16 protein-coding genes are annotated in these 18125 nt (G+C 34.0%); 8 read left to right on the top strand and 8 right to left on the bottom strand.

Going from position 1 to position 18125, the window contains the following annotated elements:
* Positions 1 to 129 precede the first annotated feature (129 nt).
* The 8 genes from J2Y38_RS08910 to J2Y38_RS08875 all read right to left on the bottom strand — a co-directional run bounded on the left by J2Y38_RS08910 (position 130) and on the right by J2Y38_RS08875 (position 7478).
* Positions 130 to 1287: a peptidylprolyl isomerase gene (locus J2Y38_RS08910; protein WP_309841375.1), complete on the bottom strand. Its 1158-nt coding sequence runs from the start codon at positions 1285 to 1287 to the stop codon at positions 130 to 132.
* A 56-nt stretch (positions 1288 to 1343) separates the two neighbouring features.
* On the bottom strand, positions 1344 to 2417 hold the full coding sequence (locus J2Y38_RS08905) for a peptidylprolyl isomerase (RefSeq protein WP_309841374.1): 1074 nt from the start codon (positions 2415 to 2417) through the stop codon (positions 1344 to 1346).
* Positions 2418 to 2432: 15 nt separating this feature from the next.
* Positions 2433 to 3095 (bottom strand): gliding motility-associated peptidyl-prolyl isomerase GldI, encoded by a 663-nt coding sequence (gene gldI, locus J2Y38_RS08900; RefSeq protein ID WP_309841373.1) that lies wholly within the window; start codon positions 3093 to 3095, stop codon positions 2433 to 2435.
* A gap of 6 nt (positions 3096 to 3101) precedes the next feature.
* On the bottom strand, positions 3102 to 4106 hold the full coding sequence (locus J2Y38_RS08895; RefSeq protein ID WP_309841372.1) for a bifunctional oligoribonuclease/PAP phosphatase NrnA: 1005 nt from the start codon (positions 4104 to 4106) through the stop codon (positions 3102 to 3104).
* A 170-nt stretch (positions 4107 to 4276) separates the two neighbouring features.
* Positions 4277 to 5533 carry a voltage-gated chloride channel family protein gene (locus tag J2Y38_RS08890; protein WP_309841370.1) on the bottom strand — a complete coding sequence of 419 codons (1257 nt, stop codon included), beginning with the start codon at positions 5531 to 5533 and terminating at the stop codon, positions 4277 to 4279.
* A gap of 179 nt (positions 5534 to 5712) precedes the next feature.
* Entirely contained in the window at positions 5713 to 6096 is a 384-nt protein-coding gene (locus tag J2Y38_RS08885; RefSeq protein WP_053474087.1) for a RidA family protein, read from the bottom strand.
* Between the two features lie 163 nt (positions 6097 to 6259).
* A complete protein-coding gene (locus tag J2Y38_RS08880) occupies positions 6260 to 6565 on the bottom strand; it encodes a chaperone modulator CbpM (RefSeq protein WP_309841368.1) in 306 nt (101 codons plus the stop codon).
* Positions 6558 to 7478, bottom strand: coding sequence for a J domain-containing protein (locus tag J2Y38_RS08875; protein ID WP_309841365.1), 921 nt, complete (start codon positions 7476 to 7478; stop codon positions 6558 to 6560). Before J2Y38_RS08875 ends, J2Y38_RS08880 begins: the two co-directional genes overlap by 8 nt.
* A 305-nt stretch (positions 7479 to 7783) precedes the next feature.
* Here J2Y38_RS08875 and J2Y38_RS08870 point away from each other — a divergent pair, with 305 nt between their 5' ends.
* The 8 genes from J2Y38_RS08870 (at position 7784) to J2Y38_RS08835 (ending at position 18121) form a co-directional block, all read left to right on the top strand.
* Positions 7784 to 8494: a hypothetical protein gene (locus J2Y38_RS08870; protein WP_309841364.1), complete on the top strand. Its 711-nt coding sequence runs from the start codon at positions 7784 to 7786 to the stop codon at positions 8492 to 8494.
* Between the two features lie 198 nt (positions 8495 to 8692).
* Entirely contained in the window at positions 8693 to 10222 is a 1530-nt protein-coding gene (gene guaA / locus J2Y38_RS08865) for a glutamine-hydrolyzing GMP synthase (RefSeq protein WP_309841363.1), read from the top strand.
* 62 nt (positions 10223 to 10284) lie between these two features.
* The gene (locus J2Y38_RS08860) at positions 10285 to 12189 is read left to right on the top strand and encodes a LysM peptidoglycan-binding domain-containing protein (protein WP_309841362.1); all 1905 of its coding nucleotides are present in this window, start codon (positions 10285 to 10287) and stop codon (positions 12187 to 12189) included.
* 94 nt (positions 12190 to 12283) lie between these two features.
* Positions 12284 to 14401: a LysM peptidoglycan-binding domain-containing protein gene (locus tag J2Y38_RS08855; RefSeq protein WP_309841361.1), complete on the top strand. Its 2118-nt coding sequence runs from the start codon at positions 12284 to 12286 to the stop codon at positions 14399 to 14401.
* Positions 14401 to 14802 (top strand): OsmC family protein, encoded by a 402-nt coding sequence (locus J2Y38_RS08850; protein WP_053474079.1) that lies wholly within the window; start codon positions 14401 to 14403, stop codon positions 14800 to 14802. Before J2Y38_RS08855 ends, J2Y38_RS08850 begins: the two co-directional genes overlap by 1 nt.
* A gap of 424 nt (positions 14803 to 15226) precedes the next feature.
* A complete protein-coding gene (gene nagB, locus J2Y38_RS08845; RefSeq protein ID WP_309841359.1) occupies positions 15227 to 17155 on the top strand; it encodes a glucosamine-6-phosphate deaminase in 1929 nt (642 codons plus the stop codon).
* A gap of 214 nt (positions 17156 to 17369) precedes the next feature.
* Positions 17370 to 17603: a DUF3820 family protein gene (locus J2Y38_RS08840; protein ID WP_053473755.1), complete on the top strand. Its 234-nt coding sequence runs from the start codon at positions 17370 to 17372 to the stop codon at positions 17601 to 17603.
* A gap of 101 nt (positions 17604 to 17704) precedes the next feature.
* Positions 17705 to 18121 (top strand): hypothetical protein, encoded by a 417-nt coding sequence (locus tag J2Y38_RS08835; protein ID WP_309841357.1) that lies wholly within the window; start codon positions 17705 to 17707, stop codon positions 18119 to 18121.
* The last annotated feature ends 4 nt before the right edge of the window (positions 18122 to 18125 follow it).

The raw sequence follows: 18125 nt of genomic DNA, 5'->3' as shown, positions 1-18125 counted from the left end.
TCAATGTGTATATTGAGGATGTGTTATTGACTTCAATTTTAAACATTTGACAGAATTTAAGAAAATGAAAAAAGCCACCAAAAACTAAATTTTGATGGCTTTACTATATTTTAAAAAGAATTTAAAATCTTATTTAGGCTGATTTTGATACGTTTCAATTTCAAAGATCAAAGTAGCATTTGGTGGAATAACTCCTCCGGCACCTTGAGCCCCGTAAGCTAAATTTGCAGGAAGGAAGAAAATTGCTTTTTCTCCATCTGTCATCAAATCAAGCGCTTCGATGAAACCAGGAATCATACCATCTTTTTTACCAACAGTAAAAGGAAAAGCTTTATATCCGCCTTGAGCGTCTCTGTTTGCATCATATTTTCCGTATGCTTTTGCAACATCAGTTATACTGCTGTCAAAAAGATTTCCGTCTTCAAAATATCCTGCATAATGAAAAAAGATATTAGAACCTTCAGCACCTTTTACACCTGTTCCGTTTTTAGTAACTACATATTTTAAACCAGATGCAGTTGTAGTTGCTTTAGCTTTTGTTGCTGTAAAATAAGCTGCTTTTTCTGCTGCTACTTTTTGAGATTGTGCTTTTAAGATTTCTAATTTTTTAGCTTCTTCAGCTTTATTAGCTTCTTGGTTTTTTTCATTATCGCTAAAAACCTTTACAGCATCAAATTTTTTAGCTGCAGCACCTTTGCGGGTAATTGTAATTTTTGTCATCACATCATTCTGAGCAATTTTATTTACAACGTCCATTCCAGAAACTACATGACCAAAAATAGTATGTTTTCCGTTTAACCAAGGTGTATCTTTATGTGTGATAAAAAACTGGCTTCCGTTTGTTGCAGGACCTGAATTGGCCATTGCTAAAACACCGCCTTTTTCAAATTTTAAATCACTGACAAATTCATCTTTAAAAGAATATCCCGGACCTCCAGAACCATTTCCGTCCGGATCTCCACCCTGAATCATGAAATCGGCAATAACTCTATGGAATTTTAAACCATCATAAAATGGCTTTCCTTTAAGTTTTTCTACTTTTACAAAAGGATTTTTTCCTTCTGCTAAAGAAATAAAGTTAGCTACCGTAACGGGAGCTTTTACATATTCTAATGAAAGAACTATATCTCCTTTTGTTGTTGAAATTGTTGCAAAAATACCTTCAGCTGGATTTGCCGCAACAGCTGTTTTAGCCGTTTTTGGTTTTGCTTTCGTAGGAGTTTTTTTTGCTTGCGCCTGAATGTTTAATACAGCCAGACAGAATAAAAATAGAAATTTAAATTTCATTGGGTTTTCAATTTAAGTCTGTAAAACTAATTATAAGAATTTAATTATAAAAATAATTACGGTTTTTCTAATAATTGAACTTCAAAAATAATATTTGCATTTGGCGGAATAACTCCACCAGCTCCAGTTGCTCCATAAGCTAAATGAGATGGAATAAAAAGAACTGCTTTATCTCCAAAAGAAAGTTTTTCAATTCCTTCAATAAACCCAGGAATTAAACCGTCTTTTTTTCCTGCTTGAAAAGGAATTGGCTGATATCCGTGCTGCTCAGCTCTTGCTGCGTCAAATTTTCCGAAAGTTTTATTTACTTCTTCAATACTTGAATCGAATAAAGTTCCGTTTTCTAAGAAACCAGCATAATGAATATAAACCTGAGTCCCAATTGCAGGTTTTTTACCTGAACCTTTTTCAGTAATTACATATTCTAAACCAGTTGAAGTTTTAGTCGCTTTTGGTCTTATAGAAGCATAAAAATCTACTTTTTCTTTCTGAGCTCCAGCGTATTTGCTTTGTTCTTTAGCGATATTAGCAAAATAATCGTGGAATACTTTTACAGCATCAAATTTCTTAGCTGCTTCACCATTTCTGATAATAGTTACAGCAACAATATTATCTCCCTGAACTACTTTGTTTACTACTTCTTGTCCTTTTTCAACAACGTGTCCAAAAATTGTATGTTTATTATCTAACCAAGGAGTTTCAACATGTGTAATGAAAAATTGGCTGCTGTTTGTTCCAGGTCCGTTGTTTGCCATTGCTAAAACACCGGCTTTGTCGAATTTTAAATCTGAAAATTCATCTTTAAATTTATATCCGGTATCTCCAGAACCAGTTCCTAAGGGATCTCCAGACTGAATCATGAAATCTTCAATAACTCTGTGGAATTTTAAGCCATCAAAAAAAGGTTTCTTTTTTAATTTTTCATCCGTTACAAATTCGTTTTTACCTTCTGCCAATGTTACAAAGTTTGCAACCGTTATTGGCGCTTTTTTGTAATCTAATTCAACAATGATGTGTCCTTTATTAGTTTCGATATCAGCATATAAACCATCTGGTAAATTACTGTGGTCGTCTTTGCATGAATACAATGAGCTTACGGCTAATAGTAATAATAAAATACTTTTTTTCATTTCTTAAAATGTTTTTTATGGGTTTATTGTATCTTTTTTAGTTGTTGCGGCTGGTTTTACAGCTGCAGGTTTTGGAGTTTTTACTGATGTTGTACCCGTACCTGTAGCAGGAGCAACGGTAGTTTGTGCCGGGTCCGGAACGAAATTACGAAGCGTAACAGTACAAATTAAGGATTCATTAGGCCCAATTTTTTTGTTGTCTCCGTGGTATCCATATGCTATGTGAGACGGGAAAAGGAATGTAACTGTTTCGTTCTTTTTCATGTATTTGATTCCGTCGCGTAATCCCATCATAATATCTTGTTTGTCTACATAATAAGTCTGCGGACCAAGATCAGATTCTGAATAAATAAGTGTACCGTCGATGTTTTTAACTTCTAAATTGAAGTAAGCAATATCTCCTTTTTTTGGAGTTGCTGTTTCGGTAGCAGTTTTTTCATCATAAGAAAACCAATATCCTTTTTTAGTAGCGTAATATTTTACTTTCGGATTGCTTTTGATGATTTTTTTGATAACGTCTTCTTCGCTTGCAACTAACTTTTTATTTCTGTCAGCCGATTTTTTCATAAAAGTACCCGAAGCTCTCGAAATTGGTCTTCGTGCTTCTTCATGGTGTTTACAGCTCACCAATAAAACTGCAAAAAGCAGTGAGTAAATGCTAAGTTTTAAGTAGTTCATATTGGTTTATAATTTTAGTTTAGTTACTAAATCTTCAAACTTTTTAACGGTTTCTTCCATTGTAACGTCAGATCTTCCGCCGGCAGCGTTTATGTGGCCTCCGCCGTTAAAGTGGTCACGCGCAAACTGGTTTACGTCAAATCCTCCTTGCGAACGGAAAGAAATTTTAATTATTTTTTCGTCTCTATTTTCGATAAAGATAGCCGTAAAAACAATTCCTTTAATACTTAATCCGTAATTAACAATTCCTTCTGTATCGCCTTTTACATAATGAAAAGAATCTAGTTCTTCCTGAGTAAGAGTGGTATAAGAAGTTTTATGCTCTTCAAAAACTTTCATGTTTTGTAGCGCACGTCCTAATAATTGCAAACGGCTGTACGAACTGTTATCGTATAGTAAAACCGGAATTTGAGTGTTTTCAACTCCTAAATCGATTAATTCTGCAATAATTCGGTGTGTGTTTCCTGTAGTTCCCGGAAAACGGAATGAACCGGAATCTGTCAGGATTCCTGTGTAGATACAAGTTGCAATGGTTTTATCAATATCTTCTTTTTTATTTAAGAAGGTAATGAAGTTGTAAACCATTTCGCAAGTCGATCCATATGAAGTATCAGAATACATATAAGCTGCATAATCGTGCGGCTTTTCATGATGATCGATCATGATAAACGGAGCAGTAAGCTTTGCTAAAGTATGTTCCATTTCGCCTGTGCGATGAAAAGCATTAAAGTCAAGTGTAAAAATCAACTCGGCTTCTTCTAATATTTTGGTACAGTTTTCAGTATCTTTTTCAAAGATTTTCACCGTTTCTGAACCCGGAATCCAGGCCAAAAAATCAGGAAAATCGTTTGGTGCAATCACGGTTGGCTGGTGATTGTTTTTTAATAAAAAATGGTATAAAGCTAGAGTAGAACCCATGGCGTCGCCATCTGGTCCTCTGTGAGGAATTATTACAATTTTCTTTGGAGCAGCAAGCAATAATTGAATTGCCTGAATATCTTGTATTTTCATAGTGTGCGAATTTACATTTTTTTAATGTAATGCTGAAAATATTTTTGCTGCGGATTATATATTTTGGGATTTAAATTTCGTGCGTAAAATTGGCACACGGATGATACTGATTCGCTTTCGCGAAAACGCTGATTTAAACGGATTTTTTATTTTGTAATTTGAAATTTATTTTACAAATGTTCTAATTCTTTCCCCTTAAACCTTTGGTACAATTTAAATTTCGCTCCTTTTACAATTTGTGATTTGTAAATCCCTACAGAACCTGATGAAAAATAAGCAATTGTACAGCCTATAGCAATAAAAATTCCGGATTCGATGCCAAATAATTCCAGTCCCATTATAGTGCAGGCGATAGGGGTGTGGGTTGCGCCGGAGAAAACGGAAACAAAACCAATTCCGGCTAAGAGTGCAATTGGCATTGGGATAAATAAGGATAAAGCACTTCCTAATGTGGCGCCAACAAAGAATAACGGTGTTACTTCTCCACCTTTAAAACCTGCGCCTAAAGTAAATCCTGTAAATAAAATTTTAAGCAGGAAATCATACCATTCACTTTGGTTTGAAAATGAATCGACAATTACGGGAACTCCAAGTCCGGAGAATTTCGTAAAACCTAAACCTGTAATGGCAATCGCTAAAACTATTCCGCCAATAACAGGACGAAGCGGCGGATATTTAATTTTTTTTGAAAATAAAGAACCCCAAAAATGGGTGCTTCGTGAAAATAGTAAAGCAGCAAAACCACAAAGAAATCCCACTAATATGGTATAAAATATAGTACTAAAACTAAGTTCCGGAACAATTGGAATGCTGTAATGTGTATGTTTTATTTCCCAAAATTCTACTGTAAAATAAGCGGCATAAGCGACTAAAAAAGAAAGTACAATACTTTTAAAATTGATTTTGCTGAAATACAAAACTTCCAAAGCAAAAATAGCACCTGCCAAAGGAGTTCCAAAAACAGAAGCAAAACCGGCACTGATTCCCAGAATAATTAAAATTCTGCGCTCAGAATTATCTAATTTGAAAATTTTGGTGAATTGATCCGCAATTGCGCCACCCATTTGTACGGCAGTGCCTTCGCGTCCGGCAGAACCTCCGAATAAATGGGTCAATAAAGTTCCTAAAAGAACTAAAGGAGCCATTTTAAACGGAATGACTTTTTTAGGTTTTTCATATTCTTCAAGCAATAAATTATTGCCTTTTACTACAGATTCTCCCCAGTAATAATAACTCGAACCGACTAAAAATCCGCCCAAAGGTAAAAGCCAGATAATCCACTCGTGCTGAATTCTATATTGTGTAACCCATTCTAAAGAAACAAGAAAAAATACAGATGCAGATCCTGAAAATATGCCAATTAAAGCACAAATAATAATCCATTTAGGAATGGAAAGCAGGATTTGTTTTGAAGGTTGGGAAGTCATTAATTTTTGTGATGTTTTTGTTGCCACGAATTTCACGAATTTTTACGAATTAATGCTGTTTTTAATTGAAGAAAATTAAAAAGAAATCTTTTAAAATCCTTTATCCCGATAGCTATCGGGAGTGGCAAAACAAAAAAATAATTAGCGAAAATTCGTGCAATTCGTGGCAAAAAAAATATTTACTGTACAACAGCTGTAAATTCAATTTCAACTAAATATTCAGGAGCAACTAATTTACTGATTTCATAAAAACCTGTTGTTGGTTTTACATCTTTAAAAAAAGCAGAATGCGCTCTGGCAACTTCTTCAAAAGTATCAACATTAGTAGTGAAAATACGAGTTCTGATAACGTCTTTAATTCCAACGTTTAAATCTTCTAAAACTTTTTCAACACGTTCAATTATATTATAGGTCTGCGCATAAGCATCGTCGGCTTTTACTTTGTCGCCGTCAACAATTGCTACAGTTCCAGAAACTTCAACGATATTGCCAATTCTAACAGCGCGGCAGTATCCCATTTTGTCTTCCCACGGCGATCCTGTTAAGATATTTTCTCTTTTCATTTTATGAGGTTTTTTGAATTGTTTTGTTTCGTTTTAAAAACAAATTCAGGTTAATTAATGCGTTGCAATTTAGGAAATATGCTTGTCAAAAAGAATTATTATGAGTTGAAATCACAGCGAAAATCATTCTTTTTTGTGATATTTAAAAAGAGAGATTTAAGATTTATTCTGCTTGATTTTCTTCATAAATTCGGAGTTTATTCTGCGTGTTTGTCAAATGCTGCTGTAGAGTTTCAATTTTATTCAGTAAATGATAAATGGCATCAATTCCTTCTAAATTAATATTCAAATCATAATGCATGCGAATCATTTTTTCTATAGAAGGCAGTTGTTCCGGCTGCAGATATTCGTCATTTTCTTCTATAATAATTTCAACTAAACCATAATTATGAAGTTCAGTGATAAAAGTATTTTCAATTTCGTGAAAAATACAAAACTGTTTTATTTGGATTAAGTTCTTCTTACTCATGATTTCTAAGTTTAGATAATTCTGCAAACAATTCTTTTTCTTTTTCAGATAATTGGGTCGGAACTTTTAAGTTATATGTCACATATAAATCTCCAAATTGATTGTCCTTTTTATAAACAGGAAAACCTTTTCCTTTTAATTTGACCTTTGTTCCGGTTTGGGTTTCGGCAGGAACTTTAATTTTAACCTTTCCGTCAAAAGTTTTGATATTAATTTCTCCGCCTAAAATTGCCGTATAAAGATCCAGATCAACATTTGAATACAAATTGTTTCCTTCTCTTTTAAAATCAGAATTGTTTTCAATAATAAAAGTAATATACAAATCGCCGTTTGGTCCGCCATTTACACCCGCGCCGCCATGTCCGGGAATTTTGATAACCTGACCATTTTCGACTCCGGCCGGAATTGTAATTCGGATATTTTTACCATTTACGGTTAAACTTTGTTTTTGTGTGGTGTAAGCAGAAGCCAAATCTAATTGCAGTTCAGCATTAAAATCCTGTCCTCTATATTTAGACTGACTTCGACTGCTTCGTCCAGAACCGTACATAGAATTAAAGAAATCTGAGAAATCACTTCCCGAAAAATCACCTCCGCCAAAACCAGAAAAATCTTGATTGCCTTGCTGTTGTTGTCTGGAATATTGCTGTTGATTTGGATCGTAACCCGCTTTTTCAAACTCGTCGGCATGTTTCCAGTCTTTTCCATATTTATCGTATTTTTTACGATTTTCAGGATTGCTTAAAACTTCGTTTGCTTCGTTGATTTCCTTGAATTTTTTCTCCGCTTCTTTATCATTCGGATTCAAATCTGGATGATATTTTCTGGCCAGTTTTCGATATGCTTTTTTAATTTCGGCTTCAGTTGCCGATTTTGTAACATCTAAGGTTTTATAATAATCGATATAATCCATCTTTTTGAATTTTAAGATAAAATAAATTGAGATATTGAAGTTAAGAATAAGTTGTTAACTATCAAAGTGATGTGTAGGTTTAAAGAAAAAATTAACGCATGTTTTTGGAATTTGGAATTTAAAATTTGGAATTTATTTTGATAAAAAAGAGAATTTTTGGCAGGTTTTTTGATTCCAAAAATTAGCCTAATATATTGTTATAATAGTCTTAAAGTTGTCGCACCAAACTTATTTATGCTATTTTTGCGATGCTAGACTTGAGTGCTAATAAAAAAATATAAAGCCAATTCGATAATCACTTTTCAATGAAGCATATCTTATTTTTTATACTGTTTTTTACTGCTGTAACTGTTTCAGCACAAACTGAATTTGGAACCAAATTCAAGCCAATTCCGGCACCTAAGTTTAGCGCAAAGAAAAAGACACCAATTCCGCAAGTAAAAGATCCACAAGCAGAAACGACAGATGTACCAAGTATTAAAACACCAAATGTTTTTGATAATACGAGTATAACTCCAAAATCGCAGCTTCAAGTTGGAGTGGAGAAAAGTAAATTTACCATGTCAACAGAGAATGATTTTGCTAATCCAGGCGATCAATATGTGGCAAAGATGGAAAAAGATTTAAATAAAGCTTTAAAAGATGCAGGATTACTTGAAGGCCGCGGTACATTGGTAAAGCAAAATATTTCCCTTGGAGATTTCAAAACAAAATCAGAATATTTTATTATTAAATTCCGTGATTTTGGTGCAATCGACGGCGATTTAGTAAGAGTTTCGTCAAATGATATCGTAATTAAAGACCAAATTCTGTTAGATTCTGGCTATAAAGATGTGAAAATAAACCTGACCCAAGGTTTTAATAAATTAGATTTTGAAGCCCTAAACATAGGTTCTTTGGGTGGAAATACAGCCGAAATCCGAGTTTACGACGACAAAGGCCAATTAGTTACAAATGATTATTGGAATAATCTTGCAGCAGGATTCAGGGCAACGATTATTGTTACGAAAGAGTGATTTTTTTTAGATACTAAGATACTGAGGTTCTAAGATGCTAAGTTTTTCTCGGTATTTTAGAACCTTATTCTTTTAAATACTAAATTAATATTCTAAGAAAAAACTTAGAACCTTAGCGACTTAGAACCTTAGCAACTTAAAAAGAAAAAAAATCAAAAATCAATTTTTCAATTTCGAATATAAAAAGTATTTTTGCGCATGCAACACAACGTACTTATTTTAGATTTCGGATCGCAATATACACAGCTTATTGCGCGTAGAGTTCGCGAATTAAATATATTCTGCGAAATTTTTCCTTACAATCACTTTCCTAGTGATTTATCAGCTTACAAAGCAGTAATTTTAGGCGGAAGCCCATTTTCTGTTCGCGCAGAAGATGCCCCGCATCCTGATTTATCTCAAATTAGAGGTAAACTTCCAATGCTTGCCGTTTGTTACGGAGCGCAATATTTAGCTCATTTTAGTGGAGGTGAAGTTGCAGCTTCTAATACTAGAGAATACGGTAGAGCGAATTTATCTTATATAAAAGATAATGAAGTTTTCTTCGAAGGAGTTTCAGAAAACAGTCAGGTTTGGATGAGCCATAGCGATAGTATCAAGGCACTTCCAATAAATGCTGTAAAATTAGCAAGCACACACGACGTAGAATTTGCCGCTTATAAAATTGAAGGCGAAACAACGTACGGAATTCAATATCATCCAGAAGTTTTCCATTCTACAGATGGATCAAAAATGCTGGAAAACTTTTTAGTTAAAATTGCCGAAGTTCCTCAAAACTTTACACCAAACGCTTTCGTAGAAGAAATGGTGGGAGAATTAAAAGAGAAATTAGGAAACGATAAAGTTGTTTTAGGATTATCAGGCGGAGTAGATTCTACTGTAGCTGCGGTTTTATTAAACCAGGCAATTGGTAAAAACCTTTACTGTATTTTCGTAAACAACGGATTACTTCGTAAAAATGAATTCCAAAATGTATTAGATCAATACAAAGGAATGGGATTAAACGTAAAAGGTGTTGACGCCGGAGATCGTTTTCTTTCTGAACTTGCCGGAATCAGTGATCCTGAAACGAAACGTAAAACTATTGGACGTGTATTTATCGAAGTTTTTGATGATGAATCACATTTAATTGAAGACGTAAAATGGTTGGCGCAAGGAACAATTTACCCAGACGTAATCGAATCTGTTTCGGTAAAAGGGCCATCTGCAACAATTAAATCGCACCACAACGTTGGTGGATTGCCGGATTATATGAAATTAAAAATTGTAGAACCGCTTAGAATGCTTTTTAAAGATGAAGTGCGACGAGTTGGAGCTACTTTAGGAATAGATCCTGAATTATTAGGAAGACACCCTTTCCCGGGTCCAGGATTATCAATTAGAATTTTAGGAGATATTACTCCAGAAAAAGTACAAATTTTACAAGACGTTGATTCTGTTTTTATTGAAGGATTAAAATCTTGGGGATTATACGACAAAGTTTGGCAGGCTGGAGCAATTTTGCTTCCGGTAAACAGTGTTGGAGTTATGGGCGATGAGCGTACTTACGAAAAAGTAGTAGCGCTTAGAGCTGTAGAATCAACAGACGGTATGACTGCTGACTGGGTTCATTTACCTTATGATTTCTTGATGAAAGTGTCAAACGACATTATCAATAAGGTAAAAGGCGTGAATCGTGTAGTTTACGATATAAGTTCAAAACCACCTGCAACAATTGAGTGGGAATAGTATTGTTTTTAAAATTAAGGTCTTACATTTGTAAGGCCTTAATTTTTTATAACCTACTATTTATGAGAGAACTTTTAACGATTTCTCTTGTGTTTATTTTGTCTTTTAACAAAATAGCTGCGCAAGATTCAATTATTGAGCACAAGATTCAAAAAGGGGAAACTGCTTATTTCATTGCCCAAAAGTATAAGGTTTCTGTAGACGAGATTTATAAACTCAACCCCGAATCGCAAAACGGAATCAAGGACAACCAAATTATTAAGATTCCGGTTCATTCTCCACAAAAAATAAATCAAGAGCAACAAATTACTCATGTTGTTGGCGAAAAAGAAACACTGTACGGTTTATCTAAAAAATACAATGTTTCTGTAGAAGCTATTCAAAATGCAAATCCAATTCTTGCAAGCGGACTTCAGGTTGGGCAGGAATTAATTATTCCGAAAAGTGCTTCAAATCTTCCAAAAATAGAAATTACAGCTGCTGCAAAAACAACACATCTTGTTGTGGCAAAAGAATCTTTATTCAGCATTGCCAGACAGTATAATGTTTCGGTTCAGGATTTAGAAAATCTTAATAAAGAATTATTGCAAAACGGATTGCAGATTGGACAGACCATTGCGATTCCAAACAAACGAAAAACATTAGACGGAAAAGTTCGCGTGATTAATCAGGAAACTGTTTTTCATGTGGTTGAACCAAAAGAAACTAAATTTTCGATTTCTAAAAAATACGGAATTACAATCGATCAGCTGGAATCTCAAAATCCCGAAATTATAAACGGATTAATTGTTGGCAATAAATTAGCTATCAATACAAAGGAAATTAAACCAGCAAATGAAAGTGAGGAATTAATGCTGGCTCTTGCCGAAAAACAAGTTGTGGTTGAAAAAACAAAAGCCAAAACGGTTGAAATTGATGATTTAAAAGACAGACTGGTTATTCAAAAAGAAATGAATCAGAAGATTATAAAAATTAACGATTTGAAAGTTAATTTGAATAATATGAACGGTTCAAAGGAAAATTCGGTTGAAAAATTGCGTTTGGTTTTAGAAGCCAATAAAAATGTTCAGGATATTTTAATGGCAAAATTAGATTCGTTAGTAAACACAATGAATAATGACTTGGTCGAATTAAAACGAATGGACGTTTTAAATGTGGACGAATCAAAACGTCTGGAAAAACAATCATACGAAAGCATTGGAAAAACAAGCGAATTATCATCTCAGTTAAAAAAAGAACTCGCTGAAAACCGAAAAGCGTATGCCGGTTTAATGAATAAAGTAGAAAAAATCGCCGTTGAAGAAAATCAGGAATACAAGAAGAAAATCCGCGAAAGCGAAAAAAATAAAAATGTTACTTCGATTCAGCAAAGACTTTCCTTAGACGAAATCAAACGCTACAAAATCGAACAGGAGCAGGGCGATGCTAAAAACCAGCAGCTGATTTCTAAAATTGACTCGCTGGATACACAAAAACAAATCGAGGTAAAACGCCACATCAGCAAAGCTTCTTATTATAGTATGGAAGCCAGAAAATTTGATGATAAACTGGCTTTGGTTAAACTGAAAAAATATCAGGATGAAGCAATTAAAAAATCAGGTTCGGCAGAAACTTCAAAAGCAGTTTCGCTGGAAGAAATGAAACGCGAACTAAAAGAAAATCCGTTTAAAAATGAAAAAAATATAAAGATTGAAGTTTATGATAATCTTAAAGAAGTTTCAAACGGCTATTACTTAGTTTTGGGTATATTTACAGACGCGCCGCAGCGAGATAAGCTAATTATGCAACTTATTGATTCGGGCGATTTTAACGCTAGTTTTTTCTTTAATATAAACAGTCTTTCTTATTATGTTTATTCAGATAAGTTCCAAAATATGGAAGAACTTTTGTATCAATGCAAGAAAAAAGAGGAAAATGAGTTATATAAGAACGTTATTATTGCTAAGTTAGAAATCGATCTTCGATAATTTTTTGGAAGAATTCACAAGTGGCGTGAATCTTGTACAAGAGAAATTAGTATCTTGTTTTTGAATTAAAAATTAAATTGTTTTAGCCTTTATTATGAAATATTATTCAACATTATTTTTACTTGTTTTTTTTGTAACCTGTTCTGCCTTTTCGCAAGGAAAAGCGGTGAAATATACAGTTTCAAGTGGAGAAACGGTTAACCAAATTGCTCAAAAATTTAAGGTTACACCTTTTGATATTTACGAACTAAATCCGGATGCGCGTAATGGCGTGAAACCAAATACTGTTTTGCTGATTCCGGCAGCATCAAATAAAAATACTGACAAAAAAGAAACAGCTGCGGTAAAATCTACGAGTAATGGAAAAGCGACTACGCACGAAGTACAGCCGAAAGAAACATTGTTTGGTCTTGAAAAAAAATATGGTATTAGTGATGAAGCTTTAAAAGCAGCAAATCCTTTTTTGGTTACTGACGGTTTACAGCCTGGGCAGACATTGACAATTCCTGGAAAAGGTTCTGCACCAAAAGCTGCAGCAACTTCGGACAAAAAGCAAAAAGGGGCTGAAAAGTATGTTTATCACGATGTAGCGCCAAAAGAAACTAAATTTGGAATTGCAAAACAATACGGAATTTCTATTGAAGAATTAGAAAAGAAAAACCCTGAAATTGTTACAAGTTTACCTGTTGGATACCGATTGACAATAAAAGGAACTGCGCCAAAAACGGAAACTGCAGCGCCTGTTTCTACAGCTGCAAAACCTGAAGAAACGAAGAAACCTGCTGAATCTAAAAAAGCAGTTTCTTATATGGAATATCAGGTAAAACCAAAAGAAACATTTTATAGTTTAGGAAGAGTTTTTCATTTAACACAAGAAGAATTAGTTGCTTTAAATCCTTCACTTTCAGAAGGTGTTAAAGAAGGAATGGTTTTAAAAGTTCCGACTGGATATGTGGCTCCGGCTCCAATTGTTGCACAAGCACAGCCAGCTGAAAAACCGGTACAAACTTCTGTAGAAAAACCAGTTGAAAAAGCGATCGAAAAACCAGTTGAAAGCACCGGAGGCGGAATTAAAATTGTAGATAAAGTAAAATCCGAAACCGTTTCTGCAGACCCGGAAATTGTAGAACTGAGTAAAAAAAGAGGACAAAACGAACGTAAAAAAGTAGTTTTATTACTTCCGTTTAACCTGGCTAAATTACAAAGCGATACAACAGGAACGGCTGCCCGTTTAAAAACAGATAAATTTTTAAACATGACGCTGGATTTCTATTCGGGAGCAATGATGGCGATAGATTCGGCCAGAACATTGAAACTGCCAATTGATGTTGCTATTTATGATTCTCAGGAAACAAAAACAACATCGAATATTTCGAGTTTAATTGCACAAAATAAATTACAGGAAGCGGATGCAGTTGTGGGTCCATTTTACCAAAACAATGCAGAATCTACTGCAAATTCATTACGTTTATATAATGTTCCTGTTATTTCGCCATTATCAAAAGATGTGGCAAATCCTATCGATAATTTGTACCAGACAATCCCTTCAAACGATATGGTTCGAAATGCAATTTTCGATTATATGAGGGCTAAAAACGGAAACATTGTAGCCGTTGTAGACAAGAAAAAAGAATCGGTTATCAGTTATATCAAACAAAATCAAAAAGGAGTTGTTTTTGCTGCTTTAACAGAAACTGGCGGCTTGGATGTTGCTAATTTAAAAAGTTTATTACTGCCAACCCGAATGAATTATGTGGTTATGGAAACGGGGAATACCGCAATGATCAAAAGTGTAATTAAAGCGTTGACCGATGCCCAAAAAACATGTCAGGTTCAATTGGTAATTTTAGAACAAAACAGCACGCTTGATACAGACGAAATTAGTTTTGATAATTTGGTAAAACTGAAATTAATGTATCCGTCTGTGACTCGTGACAGTGACGATCAATCGGTTTCAATCTTTAAAAAAGAATATAAGTTGAAAAATAAAGTTTATCCTAATACGTATGCAACCAGAGGTTTTGATGTAACTTTTGATACCATGATGCGTTTGGTTCAAGGAAAAACGTATCAGGAAACGGCAGATTTAATGACGACACAGCAAGTGGATAATAAATTTCAATTTTATAAAAAAGAAGATGGCGGACACGCAAATAAAGGTGTCTACATATTATATTACGATTCAGACTTAACTTTAAAAGAAGCAAATTAATGACATCAAAAGTAACCTACTTAGGCGATTTAAGAACAAGTTCAATACATATACAATCTGGAAGTGAAATCATTTCTGATGCACCGCTGGATAATAACGGAAAAGGCGAAGCTTTTTCTCCAACAGATACAGTTGCCAATGCTTTAGCAAGCTGTATGTTTACTATTATGGGAATTAAAGCCCGTGATTTAAACGTAGATTTAGCTGGTTCAACTGCTGAAGTAACTAAAATTATGAATGCAGAACCAAGAAGAATTGGTGCAATTGAAGTTGTTTTTGAACTAAAAAGCAATGCCGATGAAAAAAGCAAAATCATTTTAGAACGTGCTGCAATGACTTGTCCGGTGTTTTTAAGCCTAAGTTCCGAAATTGAAAAAAATGTAACCTTTAATTGGAAATAATTTTTTTTACGATATATTCTAAAAGCTGTCAATATTGACGGCTTTTTTTATGCAATTCTCATAATTAAAAAAATTAACAAAATATTTATATCAAATTTTGGTTCTTAAGTATAATATGAAGTATCTTTGTCTTGCAAAAAATACGCATATTTATGCAAAAATAATGCAAAATTAAAAATGAAAACGAGAATCACTTTTTCAATATTATTTGGAATCTCTAAGTGAGATATAAATGATATTCCAAATTCTGCCCTAAATCAATAATTTAAATTTTGTTGTATTCCATTTATAAAGGTTTTATCTTTATATGGTATTGATTGCTATTGTTTTAGCAATGTTTTGACTTGCGTTTTTGCGATGTAAAAATAAAATTTTCAGGCTTAAAGCCGACACATAATCCGAAGAATAAAAAAAAAACTATATCATGTTAAAAAGTAAAATAGACAAAGCAACCGGTTTTGAAAAGCGCTTCGAAAACATCAACACCGTTGTTTTTGAAAATTCAGGTGAAGCTTCAAAAGCCGTTGCACAGGAAATTGCAGCTTTAATCCAATCAAAACAAAAAGAAAACAAACCTTGTATTTTAGGTTTAGCGACAGGTTCTTCTCCAAAAGGATTATACGCAGAACTGGTAAGACTTCACAAAGAAGAAGGCTTGAGTTTTAAAAACGTAATTAGTTTTAATTTGGATGAATATTATCCGATGGAACCTAATTCAATCAACAGTTACGTTCGTTTTATGAAAGAACTTTTGTTTGACCACGTTGATATTTTACCTGAAAACGCGCATGTTCCAGACGGACTTTTAACAAAAGAACAAATCGCAGATTACTGCCATGAATATGAAGCAAAAATCGAAGCTTTAGGCGGAATCGATCTTCAAATTCTGGGAATTGGAGGAAACGGACATATTGGTTTTAACGAATCCGGTTCGCTTCAAAATTCAAAAACGAGATTAGTGGCATTGGATCATATTACAAGAGTTGCCGCAAGTAAAGATTTCTTCGGATTAAATAATACGCCAAGAACAGCAATCACACTTGGAGTAAAAAAAATCATGGAAGCCAAAAGAGTTATTTTACTGGCTTGGGGAGAAGGAAAAGCCAATATTGTAAAAAGATCTGTTGAAGACGAAGTTACAAACCGAGTTCCGGCTTCTTTTTTACAGGAACATGATGATGCTGTTTTTATTTTAGATAAAGAAGCTTCTTCAAAACTAACGAGAATCAATAAACCGTGGCTTGTTGAAAAAATCGTTTGGACAGATAAATTAACCAGAAAAGCAGTTTTAGGATTAGCATTAGACCTTAAAAAACCAATTTTAATGCTTACCGATGCTGATTATATCGAAAACGGAATGAGCGATTTACTGGCAGATTCTGGCCCGGCTTATGACATCAACATTAAAATATTCAATAAACTTCAAAACACAATCACGGGCTGGCCTGGAGGAAAACCAAATGCGGAAGACACCAATCGACCTGAAAGAGCAGAACCTGCTAAAAAACGTGTCTTGATTTTCAGTCCGCATCCTGATGATGATATTATTAGTATGGGTGGAACTTTTATGCGTCTGCAGGAGCAGGGACATGAAGTTCATGTTGCTTATCAAACTTCAGGAAATATCGCTGTTGCGGATGATGAAGCGTTACGTTTCGCAAGATTCGTGATTGATTACAATGAAAAATTCAACATTAAAAGCGAAGAAGCAGACAACATCTACAAAAAAGCACAAACGTTTTTAGAGAATAAAAAGAACAGTGAAATTGATATTCCGGAAGTGAGATATATCAAAGGATTGATCAGAAAAGGAGAGGCGAGAGCGACAAGTCATTTTGTAGGCTTGACTGATGATCAGATTCATTTTATGGAACTTCCGTTTTATGAAACCGGAACAATCGAGAAAAAACCAATCGGACAGGAAGATATTCAATTGACGATGGATTTAATTGAAAAGATCAAACCGCATCAAATCTATGCTGCAGGAGATTTAGCAGATCCACACGGAACGCATAAAGTTTGTCTGGACGCGATTTTTGAGGCTGTAAAAGCTTTAAAACCAAAACCATTCATGAACGACTGCTGGTTATGGTTATACAGAGGTGCATGGCAGGAATGGGGAATTGATGAAGTTGAAATGGCAGTACCAATGAGCCCAGATCAGGTTTTAGCAAAACGTCACGGAATCTTCAAACATCAATCTCAAAAAGACGGTGTTGTTTTCCAAGGAAGTGACGCCAGAGAATTTTGGCAGAGAGCCGAAGACCGAAACAGCGAAACAGCAGCTTTGTATCAGCAGTTAGGTTTAGCAACTTATGCAGCAATGGAAGCTTTCGTGAGATGGCACTATTAAGATACTAAGGTTCTGAGATGCTAAGATTCTAAGGTTTTTTATCAGGAATTCCACAAATTAAATTCGTGTAATTCGTGGCGAGAAAAAAATCATTTAAATCTTTTTAATCTGTGGCAGAAGAATAAAAATAATAATAGCTTTGTAAGCAATTAGAAGCAAGAAGAAAGAATGAGTCTATATTTTCTTTTCTCTTGCTTCTTTTTTCTTTAAAAAAATGGAACAAGACAAAAAACTTCTTATAAAATTAGCCCATACCAAAATGCCTTTCGGGAAATACGAAGGTCGTTTTTTAATCGATTTACCTGAATATTACGTAGTTTGGTATCATAATAAAGGTTTTCCGAAAGGAGAATTAGGACAGCAATTACAGCTTATTTATGAGTTGAAATTAAATGGTTTGGAAGAATTGATTCGTAACATCAAAAAACAATATCCAAAAGGACAGTAATTTAAAAAAAAAGTTGTTTTAATTGTTAGTAACTTTGTTTCAGTGTATTAACTTCTTTTTAGTGTTTTTATATTTTTACAGTAAATATTAAAGACCTAATAATGGAAAACAATTCCCAACAATCAAAACTGGGAGAAAGCCACGGCAGATATGCGATAATACTGTCTGTATTGGCACTTATTTTTGTTTTTGTACCACATTTAGCTTTTAAAATAGCTTATATAGTATTGGCTGTTCTCGCAATAATTTTGGGAGCAATTGGTTTATCAAAAGCAAAAAAAGCAAACGTTTCGACTGGACTTGCCAAAATAGGATTGGGATTAGGAACTGGATTGATTTTTATTCCTTTAATACTATATTTTTCTGTTTTTTTTGCTGCAAAAACAGATTATGTAAAAAATAAGGCATCTGAAAGTAGGAGAGAAGCTATTAGAGCAGATATAAAACGTCATCGTGATTCAGTAATCAAATCTGAGAAAATAAGTAAGGATACTACTCAGGTGAAAGACTTAAAATAATTGA

It is taken from the genome of Flavobacterium sp. 2755 (genome assembly GCF_031455715.1).
Lineage (GTDB): Bacteria > Bacteroidota > Bacteroidia > Flavobacteriales > Flavobacteriaceae > Flavobacterium.
This window is presented reverse-complemented; position numbering and strand designations above follow the sequence as displayed.